Source organism: Microcoleus sp. N9_A2 (assembly GCF_036701775.1).
In the GTDB taxonomy this organism is placed as follows: domain Bacteria; phylum Cyanobacteriota; class Cyanobacteriia; order Cyanobacteriales; family Microcoleaceae; genus Microcoleus.
Window position 1 is genome coordinate 42,485 of record NZ_JAUBRH010000018.1, and the last position, 19,571, is coordinate 62,055.

Consider the following 19,571-nt stretch of genomic DNA (forward strand, 5'->3'; position numbering starts at 1 on the left):
CTTACGCGCCCTGACCTCAGAAACCCGGTTTCTTAAAACTCGTAGAAACCCGGTTTCTAGCCACCATGGGTAAGCCTTGATTTTTTTCATTCATACTGTACCACAGGAGGAAGCAATGAGACTAAAAGGGCGATCGCTCTTTGCAGAACAACCCTATACCCCTCATGCTGCTACTGCTTCATCCGAGGCAGTCTCCTCTGGCAAAACATACAAATCTACATCAATTGCCGCATTCAATTGATGTACTTTTTCAACAATATATTTATCAAAATGAATCGCTGGGATGCTGCCACTTCTGTAATAAATGACGCAAGAAATCTCGACTTTACAATGCTTACACAACTCTACCAAAGATAGCCATCCCGGTTGAAGTTGTTCCATCACAGATTTAATGTGAGATTCTAAGTCGTCCGACTTGCTAAGTTGAGAATCTACTCTCCAGCCATTGTACTTTTTGCGGATAGTAGCCTTTGAGTGAATTAAATCGCCAATTTTCCAAGTTTTACTTGGTTTTATGCCGACTTTTTCTGTTACCTCTTCTGGAGATAAGTCAGTTCCAATTAAGGCAAAATAAGCGTAAATCTCTGATTCCATCCTCAAACTCCTGTTTAATATGATTAGAAATCATTAATGTTTATATCTGTTGGTTCGCACGGACTCATACCGCCTTTAGGTTTGACATATATGTTTCCATCTCTGTCTTTGTAAAGGTCTTTTTTAGAGGCATTTTCTTCGTTTTTGATTTCGTGTATGTCAATTTCTCCTGTTTTCAATCTCTCAATCTCCTGCTTGGTAAGCAGCTTGTCTTGTCTCCAGTTTCGCTCTTCTGCACTATTCCCTGATATTATTTCCGCTATTCCTTACACCAAAAAAAGCTGAGGTTTGAACATTTCTCTCAAACCTCAAATTGAATCAAATTTTATCCAAACAACCGCTGCTGCCCGTTTGCCGCATCTTTCCCGGCATAAATCTCGCGCGTTCCCTTGGGAATGTAAATCCAATCGAATTCTTGCAAGCGGTTTGTCAAGTTGGAAATACTGACTCCCAATTCATCTCTCATTTTATATAAGTGCGACCATTTTGTTAAATCGCGTCCCTGTCTTTTATCTTCCAAAACAACTCGGGGCATTAACAAACAGCTTGCAAAATATTGGGCTTGCCATTCGATCGACGCAATTTTGGTATTGGCGATCGCACCCCGACAAACAAACGGTTCTTCGACATCAGACGCTGTTTTTTCTCGATCGCCCAAATTGAGTTCCAACTGTTCCACAGTACCGTCTGCTTCGTCTTGATTGACGTGCAGTACCCAGTGGCCGATTTCGTGGGCGATCGTCGATTCGATGAACCCCGGCGGTTTTTCGAGAATCAATTCGTTGATTTCGATTAACCGCTGCTGGGGTAAAATCCTGGCGGCGATCGCACCTTCTTCATCCGGCTCAATGTAGTCCCAAACTACGCCCAAATCCAGAAAATCCGCAACCGTCGTCGCTTCAAAAGGCCATTTCGGAGCAAACTTTTGCGTTTTCTGCATCTGCATCAGGATGTCATTTGCCAAACGCTCGATCGATTCTTTGGGATAGAAGCAATACGGTTTAAAAATACTCACTATCAGGGGCCTCTCTTACGCTTCAAAAGATTGTTTGAGCCAATCTGGATTTTCTTGCATCCGGCGGAAAAGAGCCTGCATTTCCTTCGGATTCTGCTTCAGCAGCGCTTCGTACTGCTGAGGCAGTCTCCCCGCCAAAAAAATCAATTCCTCTTCGTTGATATCGAGATTCCGCGCCAATGCTCGAATTACGTCCTCTTTTGGCGCATAATCGGCGCGATCGTTCTCCAACTTCGACAAATAAGTAAAATCTACACTTAGCATACCTGCTAGCTCACGTTGTGAGTAAGCTTTGTCCTTGCGAGCTTGACGGATCAGTCTTCCAAATGTTTGTTCCACGGTTTTTTGCCTCCTGACAAGCATTCTAGCCTGTTTTGATGAAAAGTTCAACAAAATACTTGACGGGAAAATCAACATGCGTTACTATAAATTTAGTTGACGGTTTAGTCAACTCTTTTGACCGCACTGCTGTGGTAAAAAGTGGAAATAATCTAAAAAACACGCTATATATAGCGCTGCAAACTTGAGAGGAGCGATCGCCACCCGGATCTAAACCCTTGTACGCAGCCAATAAGGAGGAACAGATAGCAAATGCTGAGAACCTGGACAGACACGCATTACAAGCTCGAAGACGATGACTGGCTATACATCGCCACCCACGAAGAACAAAGCTCAGCCTCACTGGTTTGTCCGGGCTACGCGCGGGATGGCGAAGGCTTTAGCATCCACTTCACCCCAGCCCACCTAGAAACCTTAGAGCATTTGCTCACCGCCCTGCGGATTATCAAAGCTCAACAAGAGGCGATGCTGGAGTACAAATATCCCGAACCAAAAGCGACAACACATCTCATTCGGTAATCGGAAGGGGAGATGGGGAGATGGGGAGAATTAGCCAATTACCAATTACCAATTCCCAATTACCAATTCCCAATTCCCAATTCCCAATTCCCAATTACCAATTCCCAATTACCAATTCCCAATTGTCTGTAAATCAATAAAGAACTAAGGAAAAACAACAATGACTACCACAAAAGAAAGACCTACATTTTCAGTATTTGGAGCCAAACCAAGCAATGCTTTGCTAGTACCAGAAATCCCGATCGCAGTACGTAACAATTGCCAAAGCGGCCAATGGGCGATCGGCGATACCGATTACGGTTCCAAGTGTTCGATCACCATCCTCAAATTTGCCAAATTTTTCGGTTCCCTCGGTCAAACTTCCCACACACTTTGGGGTCAACTTTGGTTCGTCGCAGAAACAGGCGAACTCCCCCAAGGAGTTGTCATGGTGACATACATCAAAAACCGCAGTTTGAACGATTTTAACCGTTTAGTCGCATCAGTTCAATCACGCGGCGTAGAGCCAGCAACCGGAATATTTGTTCCCGAATTCGTTAAACATTCCGGTCAAAAACCAGACGACAGCGGAGTAGTAAAACCAATCAATTACTACAGTTTAAAATGGTCGTGGATGGAGCGAAAAGACTGGGCAGTTATCGATCAAGCCGCAGCAGTTTTGTCCGATCCGAGCAATCAATCGCGGATGATTGACTTAGAAGGAACCAGGGCTATGATCTGTTTAGATAACCTACCAGCAGCACAAGTTGCGTCCTTGATGGCCGCTCACACTAGCGGTGAAAGCGATGCTATTGCTTTGAATTCTAACGGCGGTATGTCGCTACCGTCAGCGGAAGATAGAGCAACTGCTGACTTGTTCTAATTTTGTGGAAAAGGCGCGATTTAATCGCGCTTTTTCCGTAACTGTGACAACGAAGAGTAAAATGAAAAAAGTCACTAAAATTAAAAGCAAACCAAACCTGCAAGAAAGCCGTTTGAAAGAGAATTTCGAGATGCTCGATCGCATTCGGGATGATACAATCAACGACATCGAAAGTCTTACCGAAGACTTCCAGCACATGACTTTAGTTGCCGAATCTATCCGGCGGAATTACCGAGCTTTGCTTTCGGAAAATCAACTGCTAAAAAACACGCTTTTAAGTATACTTGAGGAGTGCGAATGCTGGCAAAGCAATCGGTGCGATCGCTGCCAAAAAATTCTCAAATCTCTAGACAGCAATAATCCCGAATTTCCACCGAATGCAGCCAAAGAATACCGAGCTATTCTCAGCCAACTGCGGAACTTAGAATAGCTCAAAACGTCTTACAAACCAACCCTGCAAAAATTTGAATCAGGAGCAACAAACCTTATGACACTAGCAACAGCCAAAGATAGCAAAACCAAGATTTTGCAAAATTTTCAGCAGATTTTAGCAGACAAAAAAAAGATTGAATCTAAAGTCGAAACTAAGGAACAGTCAGCCGAAAAAGCCAAAAGCAAACAACTCCTAGAAGTTGCTTCTACCTACACAATAGACAGTATTGTTAAAGGCTTGGCAGACTTGCAATTAGATTTCGGTAGCATCACCAGCGGACTTTCGGAAAAACTGAAGGCGGAATCTGCGAAATTAGATGAATTAAAACGGGCGATCGAAATTGAAGCCGAACAATTGCAAGAGTTGCAGCAAGTTAGAGTTGTAGCAGACGCTCTCCACATTTTAACTCAAGAGCACCGGGAAAAACTGACGCTCCTCGAACAAAACGCCGCCAACCAGCGCGAAGTCCTGGAAAAAGATACAACCCAAAAGCGCAAGATTTGGGAAAAAGAACAGCAAGAATTTGATGCAGCATTTCAAGAACAAACTGCACTCACAACTAAACAGCGCCAGCAGGAAACAGCCGATTATCAATACGAATTGCAGCGCGATCGCAAAATTGAAACCGACGAATACGAAGAAACGAAGCGCAAACTAGAACGGGAATTGCAAGAATCTACCCGCGAAAAAGACAAAAACTGGGCGGAAAGAGAAAAAGCCCTCAGCGACAATCAAGCGGAGTTTGAAGAGAATCAAAGGAAAGCCGCTGGATTTGAAGAAGAACTCAAACAGGCTTATATGAAAGCCAAAGAAGAAGCTATTCAAGAAGTTTCGCGCGAAGCTAAAGTCAAGGCAGATTTAGCGGACAAGGAATGGGAAGGAAGCAAGCAGGGATATGAGTTGAAAGTGCAATCTTTACAGCAGACAATTGCGCGGCAAACTGAACAAATTGCTGAGATTTCCGCGCAACTGCAAGCTACGATGAAGCAAGCGCAAGATTTGGCAATGAAAGCTTTTGCGAGCAAAGCTTAAAGATTACTCGGCGGTTGAAACCGCGACTACACAAACGAAGTCCGCGCAACGCGAGACTAAGAATTAGAATTGAAACCAGACCAAATTTGCCCAACTATTAAGAGATGGAAAGTTGTGAACAAAAAAGTTAGCGACAAAAGCACCAAGGCTGAAATCTTAGAAGCGTACAAGGAAGCCGCGCAAGAAAAAGCTGCATTAGAATTGCAAATCAAACAGCTAAATGCTTCCCCAAAGCAAGCAGCAGTTCCTGAAAAACTTATTGTGGAGGCACAAAAATCAATGGTTTTAACTCAAACTCAACAAAAAATGCAGTCCACAATCGACAATCTGATTTTGCTGCAATTTGGCTTTGGTGGCGCTGTCAGCGAGTTGTCTGAAAAGTTAACTTCCGAAGCTACTAAATTGGAAGAATTGCGGCGCGTTGTGGGGGAGGAAGTTCAACAACTGCAAGAGTTGCACAGTTTAGAAGATGTTGCGGAAGATACGCTGGATAATTTAATTCAGCAGTACGAAGAAAGTGCGAAAACTTTTACTGACGAACTCAGCGAACGGCGCGAAACTGTTGAACAGGAGTTGTTAGAACTGCGGCTGGCTTGGGAAAAAGAGCAGGAATTGCAAAAGTTGACGGTTACAGAACGTAATGATAATCAGCAAAAAGATCGCAGCCGGGATGAGGAGTTGTATGATTACGATCTGAATCTTCAGCGAAATCTTGATATCGAAGAATACGAACAGCGCCAGCAAAGGCTTTATCAAGAAATTGAAGAGTTTCGCCAGGAACAGGAGAAACAGTGGGCGGAACGCGAAAAATCTATTTCGGAACGGGAAAGTTTGTCTGCGGATGTTAAGGCTAAGGTGGAAGCTTTTCCGAAGGAATTGGAAGCTAATATCAAGAATGGGAAGGATACTGGTCGCAATATTGGCAATTATCAAGCTAAGGTTAAGGCGGATTTGTTGGCTAAAGATATTGAAGGACAAAAGCAAAATTATGAACTGCAAATTCAAGGGATGTTGCAGACTATTCAAAATCAAGATGCGCGGCTTGCTAGTTTGTCACAGCAACTTGATTCTGCTTTGAAACAGGTTCAAGATTTGGCTGTGAAGGCGATTGAGGGTTCGTCGAATTTGAGTTCTTTCCAAGCTGTGAGGGAAATTGCGATCGAACAAGCTAAGACTCAGCAGAAAAATAAGTAGATACAGCGCTTTTAGGAGTTAATTAGGTTGCTTTAGATACCCGATTTCTTGAAGAAGTCGGGTATCTGGGTATTGAATGGAGAGATTTTTGCGATCGCCCGCTTCTTGTGCAAAAATATAAGTATTTAGGATTAGGACAACTGCTATGCTTGATACTAACAACTTTGAACGGCGGGATATTCCGATATATTCTATCCCTCAAGCAGCACAATATCTCAGGCTGCGAAGAGATATGTTGCGACATTGGGTTGTTGGCTGGTACTCGCAAACAAAAACGGACAAGCACTTCTTTGAGCCGTTGATTGAGTTACCTCAACACAACAATTTTGAACGGCTTCCCCAGTCCAAAACTACACTACTTTCTTTCACAAATTTGGTAGAGGCTCATGTCTTGATGGCCATTTTTAAAGCTACTGGCTTCTCCCGAAAACAACTTAGCACCACTCTCAAATGTGTCAACCGTAATTTTTCTACTCCTCACTTATATGCTCGAATTGAGTTTCAAGTCGAGGGAATTGCTGTTTTGTTTGAGAAATTCGGACAGAAGCTTGCAGCCTCCGGCAGGGAACAGGAAGCGAGGCAGATTCTAGACATTTATTTCGATCGCATTGTACGAGATGAAGCTGGATTACCTGTCAAACTCTTCCCTTTCACGAAGCTACCAGGTTCCGACGAACCTAAAACAGTGATGATTGACCCCAGAATCTCCTTTGGCCGCCCTGTTTTGGCTGGAACTGGCATTCCCACAGCTATGCTGGCAGAACGTTACAAAGCGGGTGATTCCATAGATGAACTTGCTGAGGACTATAATTGCGATCGGCTCCAAATAGAGGAAGGTATTCGCTGCGAACTTCCGCTAGTAGCATGAATGAGATATTTTTCATCGATCGATGTTTAGGAACAAAACTGGCAGATTCGTTACGAAATGCGGGGGCGACAGTAGAAATTCATGACGATCGTTTTAAGCAAGATGTCAAGGATGAGGATTGGCTGAGGATAGTTGGAGAAAGCAATTGGGTTGTACTTACAAAGGACAAGAAAATTGCTAGCCGTCCTTTGGAGTTATTGGCTGTGGCTCAAGGTAATGTACGGCTGTTTGCATTTGTGGGTAGCGATGTTTCTGGAGTTGTAGTGGCACAAGCTTTTGTAAATGCCTTAGAAAATATGCAACGATTTATTCGGGGGAATCAAGCACCTTTTATTGCTAAGGTGTACCAGTCTGGTTTGGTAAAGCCCTGCAAAAACCAAAAGGAACTTTTGAGAATCCTCCCTAAAACCAGTGAGTAAATCATCTCAAAGTTAATCTCGATTAGTCCAGTTTATAAACTGTCTACTCCCTTCCAGGCTCAAAGAGTATGAAAACCTATCTACAGGGTTGTAGTTTTTAATCAAAAGCCCGATCGCCCTGTGCACTTCTAGAAACTGTCCTTTGTTCTCCTGACTGCTTCATTCACGCTCATTATTGTATAAGTTAATCAACCAAAAAATATATTTGGGGCTTAAAGATTATGTCACAACAAATCATACGTCAAAAAGATACTAATGCTTGGATTCTTCAGTGCTGGGTTTCTTTTATTGTTGCCATTTCTGCAACTACTGTTGGTGTGATTTATTTACAGGTAGATCCTTGGCAAAAGGCTTTTATGGGTATGGGTTTAACTTTTTCTGTCGGCTCGTCTTTTACTTTAGCAAAAACCATTCGCGATAACAATGAGTCAACAAGATTGACTGCGAGAATCGACGAAGCGAGAGTTGAGAAAATTCTCGCGGAACATCATCCTCTCAAATGAATTTGAATGATAGAATGTATACAAAAACAGCCCGCGCGGGCTGTTTTTGTTGAGCTTGATGGGAAAATCTGGGGATTTCAATGGCTACCTTTGAACTGACGATCGCCCTTATTTTTTTGGCGCTGGCGAATTCCGGCCTGAACCGTAGCCATATCTACGGGAAAACCAACGACAGGAATCACCTGATCCTTGCGTTCTTCTTCCAGATTTTTGAGTTCGGTGTAATCAACCCAGTGAATGCAATTTACCGGACAAGTGTCGATCGCCTCAGCAATCAACTCTTCAGAATCCCCGTCTTGTCGAACTACGCGCGATCGCCCGTAATCCGGCTCAATGTAGAAAGTATTGCGAGCAACATGAGCGCAGTGCTTGCAGCCAATGCAGGTAATCTCATCAACATAGACACCTTTTTGGCGAAACACACCGCCCAATTCCGGTTCCAAACCAGAGCGATCGGGCGCATCCCGCAAAAATCCGCCCAACTCCGGCTCCAAACCAGTGCGATCGCTTGCTGTATCTATTCCGAGTCCAGAAAGCTCAGACATTTAGATCCCTCAGAATAATCAATAAGTCCAGGCGGACTCGAACGAGACTTGAATTGCAAAAATCGGTTTGTAGTAAAGACTTCAGTCCTTTCTTTCCCCGATCGCCAGCAACGACTTGCATTCCTGGCTGCGAACAATCTGTAAATTATTAAGCACACCAGCGCTGAACCACCAAGCGGATCGAACCGTCTTGATTTTGCTTTTGCTCAGAAACTTGGAAACCCTGCTTAGCGCTTTCATTCACCACAGTATGGTAAGCGTAGCGCTGAGTCACCTTATTCAGAAAACGGTCTACAGACCAAGCTTGCTGCCAAAATTGCAAATCGGCCACCAATTCATACTCAGTCCCGTTCCAGCTAAAACCTAAGTCATAGCCGTTTTCTTGCTCGATTACCACCTCAGCAGTGCTGGTGAGGCCGCGATAGCCGCGCACCTCAGTCGGGCCCGACTTCCAGTCGATACCCAAATCAGTTAAAGCAGCTTCCAAAGAATTCAAATTGCGGATCTGGGTCTTAATTTGGCTAAAGTGTGACATGGTGATTCCAAAAAAAATTTAAGTGAACTCAACAAAAAAGATTACCAATCGCTAAAAGCCACTTGGGCCGTCGCTTCGGCTGACTGATTGAGCGCAAGCGCGAAATATTCAGATGTTGACTCTTGATGAAGCACCACGCCAAGCTGGGCTTCTATAGCAGCAGTTACCTCAGCGCAGGAAGCACCGACAATGCCGGTGACTGTTTCCTGTACGCGGCCATCTGGATAAATCACAAATTCTAGTGTTTCCATAATCCGGGCTGACTGAATAGGAACGATGAAATCAGACACCGACGCCAGCAAGCTTGGTACGATGCCTCCTGAAGTCGCTTCTTGAGAGTTGGCTGACTCGCCACTATATCAATTTTGACTAATTGATAGGTTTTGAGTCACAACTTAACAGAACTTATTAATATGTAGGAGCAATACGTCAGTGTTATGTAAAGTTTCGCGTACATTGGCACATCAGTCAAGTCGATCAATTTGAGATTTGAGATTTGAGATTGAGGAAGAAGGCAGAAAAAAGAGGGGATGAACCGCAGAGGGCGCAGAGGGCGCAGAGGGAAGAAGGCAGAAGGTAAGAGGCAAAAGTATAAATTCCCCATCTCGCCATCTAATTCTCTCTGGGGTCTAAAACGTCTCGCAGGCCATCGCCCAAAAGGTTGAAACCCAGAACAGTCAAGGTAATCAGCAAACCGGGAAACAAAATAGTCCAAGGAGAAGAAAGAGCGTATCCGCCCTTAAAAGCATCAGAAAGCATCGTCCCCAACTCAGGAACCGGCGGCTGTGCGCCCAAACCCAAAAAACCTAAACCAGCAGCTTCTAGCGTCGCTGTACCAGTCGAAAGAGTTGCTTGTACAACTAGCGGCGCGAGACTTCCCGGCAAAATGTGGCGAAAAATAATCCGTAAGTCGCTGGCGCCCAAGGCCTTGACAGCCAAAACAAATTCTTGTTCCCGAAGCGATAGCACCATGCTGCGAGTGAGGCGGATGTAAATCGGAATTTGCACGAGGCTGACGGCGATAATTACGCTTTGCAGGCTCGGCCCGGTGACGGTAACAACGCCGATCGCCAGTAAGATCGAAGGAAAGGCTAGCAAAATATCCGCCAAAATCCCGATCGCCATTTCAGCCCATCCGCGAAAATACCCAGCAAAGAGCCCCAACAGCGATCCGACAAACAACCCCGCAGCCACAGAAACCAGGCTGACAAGCAAAGATATCCCCAATCCGTGCCACACCCGCACCAACAAATCTCGCCCCAAACTGTCGGTGCCGAACCAATGTTTGACACTAGGAGCCACTAATCTGGACAAATAATCGCGATCGACCGCAGCATCGTAGGGGGAAATTACAGGGGCTAACAGTGCCAAAAGAATCAGCGCTAAGGTCAAAATTAAGCCGATTTTCCCGGAGGTCGATCGGCAAAATCGCTGCCAAGCTGCTTGTGGAAATACTAAGTTTTTATTCCATCTTCGATTTTCCATCTTTTGCTGTCACCAAAAAAACTGAGGACTTGGGCAACTACTAGGATAAATTCACGAGCGCGATCGCAGAAATACGTTAACAGGACTTGCTCCAGGGAGACCAAAAACTCGGTGCATTACCGTCCATATCCCATTGCATTTTTCGCCCCAAATGACCAATGCCTGAGCTCTTCCTTAAAGACCCTTTAAGATATAGAGAACAAGATAAATTTAAGAGCACAATGACATCAACCCTACTCAAAACCTCAGCTCGATCGCCCCTGAACGCTCCAACAGTGCGCCATTTCCCCAACGGCCTCACAGTTATAGCCGAACACTTACCAGTTGATGCCGTCAACCTCAGCGTGTGGATGAATTTAGGCTCAGCCGTCGAATCCGACGAAATCAACGGCATGGCTCACTTTTTAGAACACATGATTTTTAAGGGAACTCCCAGCATTCAGAGTGGAGAATTTGAACGGGCGATCGAAGAACGCGGCGCTGTCACCAATGCTGCCACCAGCCAAGATTACACTAACTATTACATCACCACAGCCCCTAAAGATTTTGCCGAACTAGCCCCCCTGCAAGTCGATGTGTTGCTCAACGCCAGCATTCCAGACGATGCCTTCGATCGCGAACGGCTGGTAGTATTGGAAGAAATCAGACGATCGGAAGACAATCCCCGTCGCCGCACCTATCAGCGATCGATGCAATTAGCCTTTGAAGTCTTGCCCTACAAGCGACCGGTACTCGGCCCGACTTCCGTCATCGAACAGTTGACAGCGCAACAAATGCGGGATTTCCACAGCAGCAGATATCACCCAGGAGCCATGACAGCCGTAGCTGTAGGCAATTTGCCAGTCGATCAACTAATAGAAATTGTCGCAGAGAGTTTTGCAGCAAAAAGCACAGCACAAAACAACAAAATAAATGTGCCTGCTGTCGGCAAATTTCACCCAGAACCCCAAATCCTGAACTACGGCCAAGAATCGCCCTTTACAGAAACAGTCCGCCGCGAATTTGTAGACTCTGCCCTTCAGCAAGCCCGACTGATCGTGATGTGGCGAGTGCCAGGTTTCATGGAAATGTCAGAAACTTATGCCCTCGACGTTTTGGCGACAATATTGGGTCACGGCCGCACAACTCGCTTGGTTCATGATTTGCGCGAAGAAAAAGGGCTAGTCTCGTCAATTTCGGTCAGCAACATGACTCAGCGACTCGGCGGCGTATTCTCGATTTCCGCTCAACTAGCAACAGAAAACTTGGCAGCAGTGGAAGCTGCGATCGTCCAACACATCCGCACTCTCCAAACCGAACTGGTGACAGATGCCGAAATTTCCCGCATCCGCACTCAAGTAGCAAATCGGTTTATCTTTGGTAACGAAACTCCGAGCGATCGAGCAAGTTTGTACGGTTACTATCAGTCGATGGTAGGAGATATCGCTCCCGCCCTCAACTATGCCGCCTGCATCCAAGCTCAGACTGCCGAGGATCTCCGAGAAGCCGCCGTCAAATATCTGTCTCCCGACGCAATGGGTGTTGTGGTAATTCGCCCGGACGAAGCATAAATCCGACGATCGCCTCAACAGGGGAATTCTTCCCTCCCTCTGGTTTTGAGGCATCCAACGGCCTTCGGCATTCTGCCGAAACAATGTCAACGGATACCAGGGATTTTTAGTCAATAGTGCGTGAAATTCGATCGGTTCTCGCCTTGAAGGTTTTGTATCAAATCATTAATATGAAGCCTTTAAGGTACGGACGATCGGCAAAATTACCGTAATTTTATGAAACAATAAACTGGGAATTATTGACGAGCCAGCAATTTAGTCTAGGGAAACCAGATTGATCGGCGATCGTAATTCTAAAATCTAAAATCTAAAATCTAAAATCGATTGAGCGACAAAATTACCGTAATTTCATGAGACGATAAACTGGGAATTATTGACGAGCCAGCAATTTAGTCTAGGGGAAACCAGATTGCTCGGCGCTCGTAAATCTCAAATCTCAAATCGATTGACAGGGGCACTCAAGCATGAAATTACAAAACTTTCTCAACTCAAAAATTAGGTACGATGCCAAAGCAATTGCTGCAGACGACGAACTCAGTGGCCAAATTCAAAGCCGCCTCATTGACCTGGGCTTACTGAAACCTCCCGTAGACGGAATTTTTGGCCCTCTCTCTACCGCCACCCTCCACCGATTTCAAACTCTGATGAAGTGCGGCGAACCGGGTTTTTTGGGAGCAGTCACAGCCAAAAAGCTGATTGAAACCAAACCAGAGGAGATTCCCACACATCCCCTGATCCTGAAAACGCTCAGAGACACGATTTTTAAATCAAAACCGCTGGCGTCTTCTCAAATTCAGGACTCGGAAAAACAAGTAATACCAGCCGGAAAAGAGTTTGAGATCTTGGCTTTTGCTCCGGCTCGCGGTCACATCAGAGTTGCTCTCCGCAACGAGTCTTTCAAAGATTCAGGGATTTGGTATGTTTTCGGAGCACACGCTCAAATTACTCAAGACGGCGTTCTGTTTTTTCCCAAACCGAATCCCCCAACTGTCAGGCTTGGCATTCCTTATCTATCGCAAATGGATAACTTGAATAATCCTACAGGTTCTTGCAATGTAACTTCATTAGCGATGTGTATGGACTTTTTGAGGGTGCCACGGCGCAAACAAACCGGGCAATATGAAGACGAACTCTACGAATATGCGATCGCCAAAGGTTATAGTCGCTGGGACCCCTACGATTTAGCAAAGATTGTTAGAGATTACGGCGCTCAAGATTTCTTTACCGAGAATGCAACTATTGATGACATTCAAGATTGGCTAGCCAGCGGAAATCCCGCTGTCATCCATGGATACTTCACGTCTTTCGGTCACATTATAGTTGCATCAGGCTACGACAGCGAGGGATTCTTCGTCCACGATCCCTATGGTGAGTGGTTCCGAAGTGGCTACGATACAAGTGTCAGCGGTGCTTACTTGCACTATAATTACCGCTTAATCCGCAGCCTCTGTATGCCTGACGGTAATTTTTGGGTTCATTTTATCTCGAAGTAATTGTTAAGAGTCAGTTGACAGTTGACAGTTGATAGTTGACAGTTGACAGTTGATAGTTGACAGTTGATAGTTGATAGTTGATAGTTGATAGTTGACAAATGTAAACGGGAGCATCTCATTCTTATAAAAAGCATTTGTTTTATTATAGTGCGAGCTTAATAACTCGCGAGTTGTACAATACGCGATCGGGGACAGCACTATAAATGCAAAACTGAGATGCTCCAACTGTCAACTGTCAACTGTCAACTGATTTTCATGCTCAAATCCAGCCAAGTCGATCGCGTAATTGGAGCACTGGTTGAAATATAATCAACTCCGGTTTCGGCTACACTCCTAATTGTGTCTAAAGTAACATTGCCGGAAGCTTCGATTTTTACTCGATCGCTCTTTTGGCGAATTATTGCCACAGCCTGCCGCATTAAGTCATAGGACATATTATCTAACATGATAATATCCGCCTTGTGCTGCAATGCTGTCTGCACTTCGGCGAGGGTTTCGGTTTCGACTTCGATTGTCAGCGGATAGGGGATAGAATTGCGAATTAGGGCGATCGCCTCAGTAATTCCGCCAGCCGCCGCGATATGATTGTCTTTAATCATCACTGCGTCATCCAATCCCATCCGATGATTGCAAGCGCCGCCGACTTGAGTTGCGTATTTTTCCAACAATCTCAACCCCGGTGTTGTCTTGCGCGTATCCACCAATTGCACGGGTAAATCGGCAATTTTGTCAACATATTTTTGAGTTAAAGTAGCGATGCCGCTCAAACGCATTGCCAAGTTTAATGCTACTCTTTCTCCGGTTAGCAGCGCGTCGAAGTTGCCGGAAATATCGGCAATTACTTCTCCTTTTTCGCACAGCTTCCCTTCGGGTACTTGGGGGATGAAACTGAGGCTGCTATCTAAAAGTTTAAATGTGCGATCGGCAATTGGCAATCCGGCTATGACTCCTGCTTCTTTGACTATCCATTTAGCAGTACCCTGGATGCTGGCTGCGGGAAATAAGGCCGATGTTGTGCGATCGCCCCTACCGATATCTTCTAGCAGCCAGTTGTGCAGTAGGGAGTCTAAAACTATCCAAGGTGGCAATATTGCTGTCATGTTTTCTTTGTGATTCCTGCTACTAGGAACGATAGTCGATCGGGCGGTTTTAGGCAAGTTGCAAGATAGTGATGGTGTTGGTGCGATTTTGGGCGATCGCACTACATAATGGGCTATTCTGTTGCTGACATTGGGTTTTGGTGGTTTAATGGAGTAGATGGGCGATCGCGAGCAGAAACCATGATACAGCCAGTCATTTTAGAAAAATTAGCAGAACTCCCTGAGTCTCTTCAGACAGAAGTGCTTCATTATATTGAGTATTTGATTGAAAAGCAGGCTAAAAACTTAAGTCAAGAAAAGCCGACAAAGCGAGGCGGACTTGGAATTTGGAAAGATAAAATCTGGATGTCTGATGATTTTGATGAACCTCTCGAAGATTTAAAGGATTATATGTAAACGAGTCTCCTGTTGACAACGTTGGGTATTGGTGCTTTGATGGGATAAATGGGTTTACTTTGGTATCAAAAAAAGATTGAGCCTCTTAAGGCAGTTCATCTGACTCATATAGGGTTAACTAATTGCCGTGAATATCACATCAGGTATGGATGCAGGTATGGATAATAGTGAGCTACAGAAAAGGCACTTTGCTGCTCTTAAACAGAAATATCAAGTAGGTCAGTATAATAGTGGTGTATCTGATAGTTTCCTATATCTGATACTGAGAAAAGCCGACCTGGGAATTCAGGTCACAAACCTAGACTTTCAATGGCTAACAGAGAATCGCCTTGTCGGAACCGTTGAAATCATTTCTTTACAGCAATACCAAGCAGAAGACAAGAAGAGGCTAGAAGCTGAATTTCTACAACTGCGAACTAAGTACCATATTCCAAAACAGTTAGAGATTCCAATCTCCAGCCCAGTCTATTCAATACTTTGGAAATTAGATCCTGGGTATAGCCTTACAGATTCAGATTTGGAACTACTAAATAATCATGGTCTTGTAGACACAATAACTTTAATTCAAGATATTCGTAACTTTTCAAAACTCAAAATTAACTATAAAGCGACTAAGAATCTAAACCAATTTCCTGAAGAGCCTCTGTATTCAATTCTGAAAAAGCTTGATGCGAGAGAGCAATTATCTAACTCCGAAGCTGAATGGCTTTTAGAATTAGATTTTGGAGAAACACTAGAAATTCATTGGCAGCAAGAGGATGAAAGGAAAGCTGAAATTGAATTTTCAGAACTAAAGTCTAAATATCAGATTGATTCTCACCCAGATACTTCTATTTCTAGTCCACTATATTCTATTTTGAGCAAATTCAACTCAGAATTAGAATTAGAGCCTAGTGAATGTGAATGGTTGAAGCAGCAAAACTTGAGCGAGTTAATTTCAATCGATCGAGAGCGTAAGGACAGAAGATTCTTTGCGGAACTTAAAAATAAATACAAAGCCACTCAATATCAAAGCTCAGAACCTTCGAGCCGTTTATTTTTAATCCTTAGAATTTTTGAGATTAGTGAATCAAAAACTTCCAACCCTTCTGAGGAATCGAAAGTATTGATTGACGAAAAAGATATTCAGTGGTTGTCAGAAGAAGGACTTGTTGAGACAGTAGATATTGCCAAACAGATCCACTTCAGGACATTAAAAACCAAGTATCAGATTGTGGGTCAATTAGCGCTCGACCCATTTTATGAAATTATGCTCAAACTTGAGCGAGAGGAACGACTCGACCCAAAACAAGTCATTCAATTAATTGAAGAAGGTCGTCTTGCTCGACATGGAAAGATAGCGATCGCCTACTACAGATTAGAAGCAATATTTTGCGAAAAAGAACATCAACGAACTGGAAACAGATGGAAGCTACCGAGTGCAAGTAGTAACTGGCGGAAGGCAGATGAGCCGGAAAAAGCTCTAAAAGTAACAGAAAATGTGAACTGGAACAAAGTACAAGAATCTGACCTGAAATCAGCTCTGTGGGTAACTAGAGGTGCAGCATTTCGGGATCTTAATCAACTAGATGAAGCAGAAAATTGTGCAACGCAAGCAAGAGAATGTCACCCTGATAGTCACCAACCCTATACCCTTATGGGAGCAATTTGTTACGACCGAGGTGAATATGCGGATGGTGATAATTGGTTTGAACTGGCCGCAGAACGTGGGGCTGACGATACCGATGACGAAATTGAAAGAATTGTCAGAATGACAAAAGACAAGGATAAACGTAGAGAAGTTGCAGAGTATCTTCTGAGTAAAGATTCAAATCGCTATAAATGGGCAAATTCGTATCTAAAGTAGGAAGAACTATGGAAGCATCGAAAAGGTCTGCCTCTACCAGTATCCTGACGGCTCATATAGGTGCAAAGGAAAAGGCAAGATGATCGCCCACTCTTGAATGCTAAAATAAGGTCTATCGCTTAAAACAAATGATTAATCAGCCAGCCGGAGAGCGAATATCAGCAACTCCTACTCAACAAGTAGCCGATCGCCCTTAAAGAAACAAACTAATATCAACTTGGAAAAAATCAGCTAATTTCCGGGCTTCATCTATTTCGATCGCCCTTCCACTAACAAAAACTTTCTCAACCTCAGTTTCCGTTCCCAAAACAGGAATCAGATCGGATTTGTCCAAATCTCTCGCATCCATTAAATGTTGCAACATTGAAGCAGCATTTGCTGGGGGAATTGGATAATTTTCAGCTTCAAATTTTTCAATCAGCGTTATCAAAAGCTCCAGAAATAGCTCTTCCTCCTGCGATCGCATAGGGCCGTGTTCCAGTTCGCAAGCGAGAGCGATCGCGGCCTCGTTTTCTGCTTCATTTGCGATCGGTTGTGGTTGATACCGAACAAGTAAATCTGTATAAAATTTTGCATCAAAAGTACGGAGCATTTTTCCACTCATCCTTACTTACACCATATTCCAGGTTTATTAAGTACAGTAGCAGCTATATTGTGTGGTACGTGTAATGTAGGGTGCGCCGCTGTTTTTTTATAGTTCAATGGAACTTGCAGATTGTTAATGGCAACGCACCTTACTTACAACAAAATTGTGTGTACCGCATATAAATGGAATATGCTGTATCTACTTCAATATCATCCAAAGCTGGTTGAAGATGTTTCCGATTCCGCAATAATCTTTGGGATTTCCTAGGCTGATTTCTTTGATGAATTTCTTTCTCATTCCTATTTCTCAAACCAATTTTACCCCTGATTACCTCTTTTCCTCTGCTTAGAGTGACAGAAGAGCGCTAATCGGGCTATCTTGTATATTCCTAAAAATTGCGGTGTTTGAAATGTTTAGGCTCAGTTTCTCCCTCGAAAGCGTACTGGCATTCGATCTGACGGATAAATTAACAGGTTTTGCTGTAATTCTTCTAGAGAAGAACGACCGTTGACTAACTCCCAATCGAAGTGGCGCACCAATAATGCTAACATCATTGTTGCTTCCAGCATTGATAGATGCTCTCCTAAGCAACGATGCGAGCCTGAGCCAAAGTCTATCATTGGCAGTGAACTTGTTTCCTTATTCTTGTCTAGCCAACGTTCGGGCAGAAATTCCTCTGGGTTAGCATAAACTTCAGGATCTCTTCCGGCTGCAAGCATTGACCAGGATACTCTCGTGCCACGCGGAATCACTGTACCCTCAATTAGAGTATCCCGTTGAGCCTCCAATGGACTTGAGCCAGAGGCAACTGAATAAAGGCGCAGTGTTTCTTTGATAATGGCACGAATATAAGCCAATTCTTTGAGATTTTTTAGGTTAATCCCACTTTCTTTTTGCCAAGCTTGGTCAACGATATCTCGTGCTTGTTGAAAAACTCTTGGATTTAAGCTCAACTCTCCAAGTGCAAAGGATAAAGTATGGGCTGTGGTGTCAGTCCCAGCTATTAATAGTTCAATCGATTCTGATATTAAGGTTTCGCGATCATATTTTGGTTCTTTAGCCGCAATTTTGACTAACATTGATTCCCTAAACAAACTACTGACTTGTGGGAAATCAGTTTGATTTTGTTCTCTCATCTGTAAAGCTAAGTCAACGCGGGGAGTAAGGACTTCCGTTAAATATCGCCTTGCTGCCCAATAATCCCGTGAATTCTGAGTTGGCAAATATTTCATCCATCTTTTCTCCCCCGTAGCTTGTCGCAGAAAACGATAGCCTACAATAGACATCGCTTCGTACAGGTTGCTAACTTCCAGGGCGGGGCCTTCCTGACTGGTACTATTTTTATCTACAGGAATACCTAGTACCAAAGAGGAAATCACCCGCATTGTTAGTTCCACAAACAGAGGATCTACCTCCACTTCTTTTGGGGGTGCAACTTGTTTGAGCGTCTCAATGACTTGTTCGCAAGCTTGGCTAATTATTTCCAGATATTTGGAAAGATTGCTCGAACTAAATTCCGGATTCCAAGCCTTGCGTCGCCACTGCCACTCCGTTCCAGTTTCTCCGAGCATAATAGAACCACTGATATCGTTCCATGCTTCGCGTAATTGCTTGGGTCTAATTAAGCTACCATCTCTCATTCCATTGATAATGGTATCTTCAATTACTTTTGGTTTACTTAAAATCACAGATGGAGTCCTGCCATTCCAGATGACGTACATCGGGCCTAACTGCTGGCTCCAATCAAAAAATAGCTGAAATAATTTCTTCTGTTTTACTGCTACTAATATTTGTGGCAGATTTCCTAACACCCAATATTGGGGAGGCGACGGGAGTGATTGTAGCGATTTATACGTTTCCTTTCCTTTCCACCATCGCCAACTCAGTATAGACGCTATGCTAGTAAAGCCTAATACTATTACTAAATATGACAAGAAGGAAGAAGAACCATTTATTTGATAAGTAATGCTTTGAAACATAAATCTGCCAAAGTCGATAGTTTTTTATTACCCATATACTACCTTGAAATGGAGATTAAGTAAGTCAACCTAATTAAAGATAAAACGTTCGACTGGGTAATTGCCTGATGTGGCTCTAGCATTAATTCCTTTTCCAATAGGCAACAAGCTCTGGACTTACGCACTTGTCATATTATAAACATCTGTAACTCACCAAAAAATTAAAGCCCTTTTCCGTTGTTGCGGGAAAAGAGCTTTAATTTATGATTAACCTGGCACTGAGCTATTTTACCGGGCAG

Annotated in this window: 23 protein-coding genes; 12 read left to right on the plus strand and 11 right to left on the minus strand. The window is 43.9% G+C overall.

All coding sequences use genetic code 11. The features are described from left to right. Positions 1-162: 162 nt before the first annotated feature. The 4 genes from QUA44_RS13605 to QUA44_RS13620 form a co-directional block, all read right to left on the minus strand. Entirely contained in the window at positions 163-594 is a 432-nt protein-coding gene (locus QUA44_RS13605; RefSeq protein WP_333251789.1) for a DUF4279 domain-containing protein, read from the minus strand. Positions 595-617: 23 nt separating this feature from the next. Further along, the gene (locus tag QUA44_RS13610; protein WP_333251840.1) at positions 618-857 is read right to left on the minus strand and encodes a polymorphic toxin type 33 domain-containing protein; all 240 of its coding nucleotides are present in this window, start codon (positions 855-857) and stop codon (positions 618-620) included. A gap of 62 nt (positions 858-919) precedes the next feature. Then, positions 920-1,609, minus strand: coding sequence for an ImmA/IrrE family metallo-endopeptidase (locus tag QUA44_RS13615; protein ID WP_333251790.1), 690 nt, complete (start codon positions 1,607-1,609; stop codon positions 920-922). Between the two features lie 15 nt (positions 1,610-1,624). Next, positions 1,625-1,948: a helix-turn-helix domain-containing protein gene (locus tag QUA44_RS13620; RefSeq protein ID WP_293262723.1), complete on the minus strand. Its 324-nt coding sequence runs from the start codon at positions 1,946-1,948 to the stop codon at positions 1,625-1,627. Between the two features lie 252 nt (positions 1,949-2,200). On the opposite strand from QUA44_RS13620, the gene QUA44_RS13625 reads away from it, so the two are divergent. The 8 genes from QUA44_RS13625 to QUA44_RS13660 all read left to right on the plus strand — a co-directional run bounded on the left by QUA44_RS13625 (position 2,201) and on the right by QUA44_RS13660 (position 7,778). After that, positions 2,201-2,467 (plus strand): hypothetical protein, encoded by a 267-nt coding sequence (locus tag QUA44_RS13625; RefSeq protein WP_194068932.1) that lies wholly within the window; start codon positions 2,201-2,203, stop codon positions 2,465-2,467. A gap of 160 nt (positions 2,468-2,627) precedes the next feature. Continuing rightward, positions 2,628-3,329 carry a hypothetical protein gene (locus tag QUA44_RS13630; RefSeq protein ID WP_333115845.1) on the plus strand — a complete coding sequence of 234 codons (702 nt, stop codon included), beginning with the start codon at positions 2,628-2,630 and terminating at the stop codon, positions 3,327-3,329. 61 nt (positions 3,330-3,390) lie between these two features. Beyond that, positions 3,391-3,759, plus strand: coding sequence for a hypothetical protein (locus tag QUA44_RS13635; protein WP_333251791.1), 369 nt, complete (start codon positions 3,391-3,393; stop codon positions 3,757-3,759). A gap of 57 nt (positions 3,760-3,816) precedes the next feature. Continuing rightward, on the plus strand, positions 3,817-4,794 hold the full coding sequence (locus QUA44_RS13640) for a hypothetical protein (protein WP_333251792.1): 978 nt from the start codon (positions 3,817-3,819) through the stop codon (positions 4,792-4,794). Positions 4,795-4,908: 114 nt separating this feature from the next. Further along, complete coding sequence (locus tag QUA44_RS13645) at positions 4,909-5,988, plus strand: hypothetical protein (protein ID WP_333251793.1); 1,080 nt, start codon at positions 4,909-4,911, stop codon at positions 5,986-5,988. A gap of 145 nt (positions 5,989-6,133) precedes the next feature. Continuing rightward, positions 6,134-6,856, plus strand: coding sequence for a DUF433 domain-containing protein (locus QUA44_RS13650; RefSeq protein WP_333251794.1), 723 nt, complete (start codon positions 6,134-6,136; stop codon positions 6,854-6,856). Further along, positions 6,853-7,275, plus strand: a complete 423-nt coding sequence (locus QUA44_RS13655; RefSeq protein ID WP_333251795.1) for a PIN-like domain-containing protein — start codon at positions 6,853-6,855, stop codon at positions 7,273-7,275. Before QUA44_RS13650 ends, QUA44_RS13655 begins: the two co-directional genes overlap by 4 nt. A 221-nt stretch (positions 7,276-7,496) precedes the next feature. Continuing rightward, entirely contained in the window at positions 7,497-7,778 is a 282-nt protein-coding gene (locus QUA44_RS13660) for a YiaA/YiaB family inner membrane protein (RefSeq protein ID WP_333088697.1), read from the plus strand. A 77-nt stretch (positions 7,779-7,855) separates the two neighbouring features. On the opposite strand, the gene QUA44_RS13665 is transcribed toward QUA44_RS13660, so the two are convergent. The 4 genes from QUA44_RS13665 to QUA44_RS13680 form a co-directional block, all read right to left on the minus strand. Then, positions 7,856-8,323 (minus strand): ferredoxin, encoded by a 468-nt coding sequence (locus tag QUA44_RS13665; protein ID WP_333088695.1) that lies wholly within the window; start codon positions 8,321-8,323, stop codon positions 7,856-7,858. Between the two features lie 148 nt (positions 8,324-8,471). Further along, positions 8,472-8,858, minus strand: a complete 387-nt coding sequence (locus QUA44_RS13670; protein WP_193974477.1) for a DUF1257 domain-containing protein — start codon at positions 8,856-8,858, stop codon at positions 8,472-8,474. A 41-nt stretch (positions 8,859-8,899) separates the two neighbouring features. Beyond that, positions 8,900-9,109 (minus strand): DUF2997 domain-containing protein, encoded by a 210-nt coding sequence (locus QUA44_RS13675; RefSeq protein ID WP_332966526.1) that lies wholly within the window; start codon positions 9,107-9,109, stop codon positions 8,900-8,902. 361 nt (positions 9,110-9,470) lie between these two features. Continuing rightward, positions 9,471-10,343 (minus strand): ABC transporter permease, encoded by an 873-nt coding sequence (locus QUA44_RS13680; RefSeq protein WP_333251796.1) that lies wholly within the window; start codon positions 10,341-10,343, stop codon positions 9,471-9,473. 221 nt (positions 10,344-10,564) lie between these two features. On the opposite strand from QUA44_RS13680, the gene QUA44_RS13685 reads away from it, so the two are divergent. Beyond that, entirely contained in the window at positions 10,565-11,893 is a 1,329-nt protein-coding gene (locus tag QUA44_RS13685; protein WP_333251797.1) for a pitrilysin family protein, read from the plus strand. Positions 11,894-12,357: 464 nt separating this feature from the next. Further along, positions 12,358-13,386, plus strand: a complete 1,029-nt coding sequence (locus QUA44_RS13690; protein WP_333251798.1) for a C39 family peptidase — start codon at positions 12,358-12,360, stop codon at positions 13,384-13,386. Between the two features lie 242 nt (positions 13,387-13,628). Here QUA44_RS13690 and nadC read toward each other — a convergent pair whose 3' ends face one another. Further along, complete coding sequence (gene nadC, locus QUA44_RS13695; RefSeq protein WP_333251799.1) at positions 13,629-14,486, minus strand: carboxylating nicotinate-nucleotide diphosphorylase; 858 nt, start codon at positions 14,484-14,486, stop codon at positions 13,629-13,631. Between the two features lie 108 nt (positions 14,487-14,594). Between nadC and vapB the strand changes: the two genes are divergently transcribed. Then, complete coding sequence (vapB, locus tag QUA44_RS13700) at positions 14,595-14,882, plus strand: type II toxin-antitoxin system VapB family antitoxin (protein WP_333251800.1); 288 nt, start codon at positions 14,595-14,597, stop codon at positions 14,880-14,882. A gap of 127 nt (positions 14,883-15,009) precedes the next feature. Continuing rightward, positions 15,010-16,728, plus strand: coding sequence for a hypothetical protein (locus tag QUA44_RS13705; protein ID WP_333251801.1), 1,719 nt, complete (start codon positions 15,010-15,012; stop codon positions 16,726-16,728). 193 nt (positions 16,729-16,921) lie between these two features. Here QUA44_RS13705 and QUA44_RS13710 read toward each other — a convergent pair whose 3' ends face one another. Both QUA44_RS13710 and QUA44_RS13715 read right to left on the minus strand, forming a co-directional pair. Then, positions 16,922-17,332 (minus strand): transcriptional regulator, encoded by a 411-nt coding sequence (locus QUA44_RS13710; RefSeq protein ID WP_333309725.1) that lies wholly within the window; start codon positions 17,330-17,332, stop codon positions 16,922-16,924. A 401-nt stretch (positions 17,333-17,733) separates the two neighbouring features. Then, complete coding sequence (locus QUA44_RS13715) at positions 17,734-19,293, minus strand: cytochrome P450 (RefSeq protein WP_333251803.1); 1,560 nt, start codon at positions 19,291-19,293, stop codon at positions 17,734-17,736. Positions 19,294-19,571 lie beyond the last annotated feature (278 nt).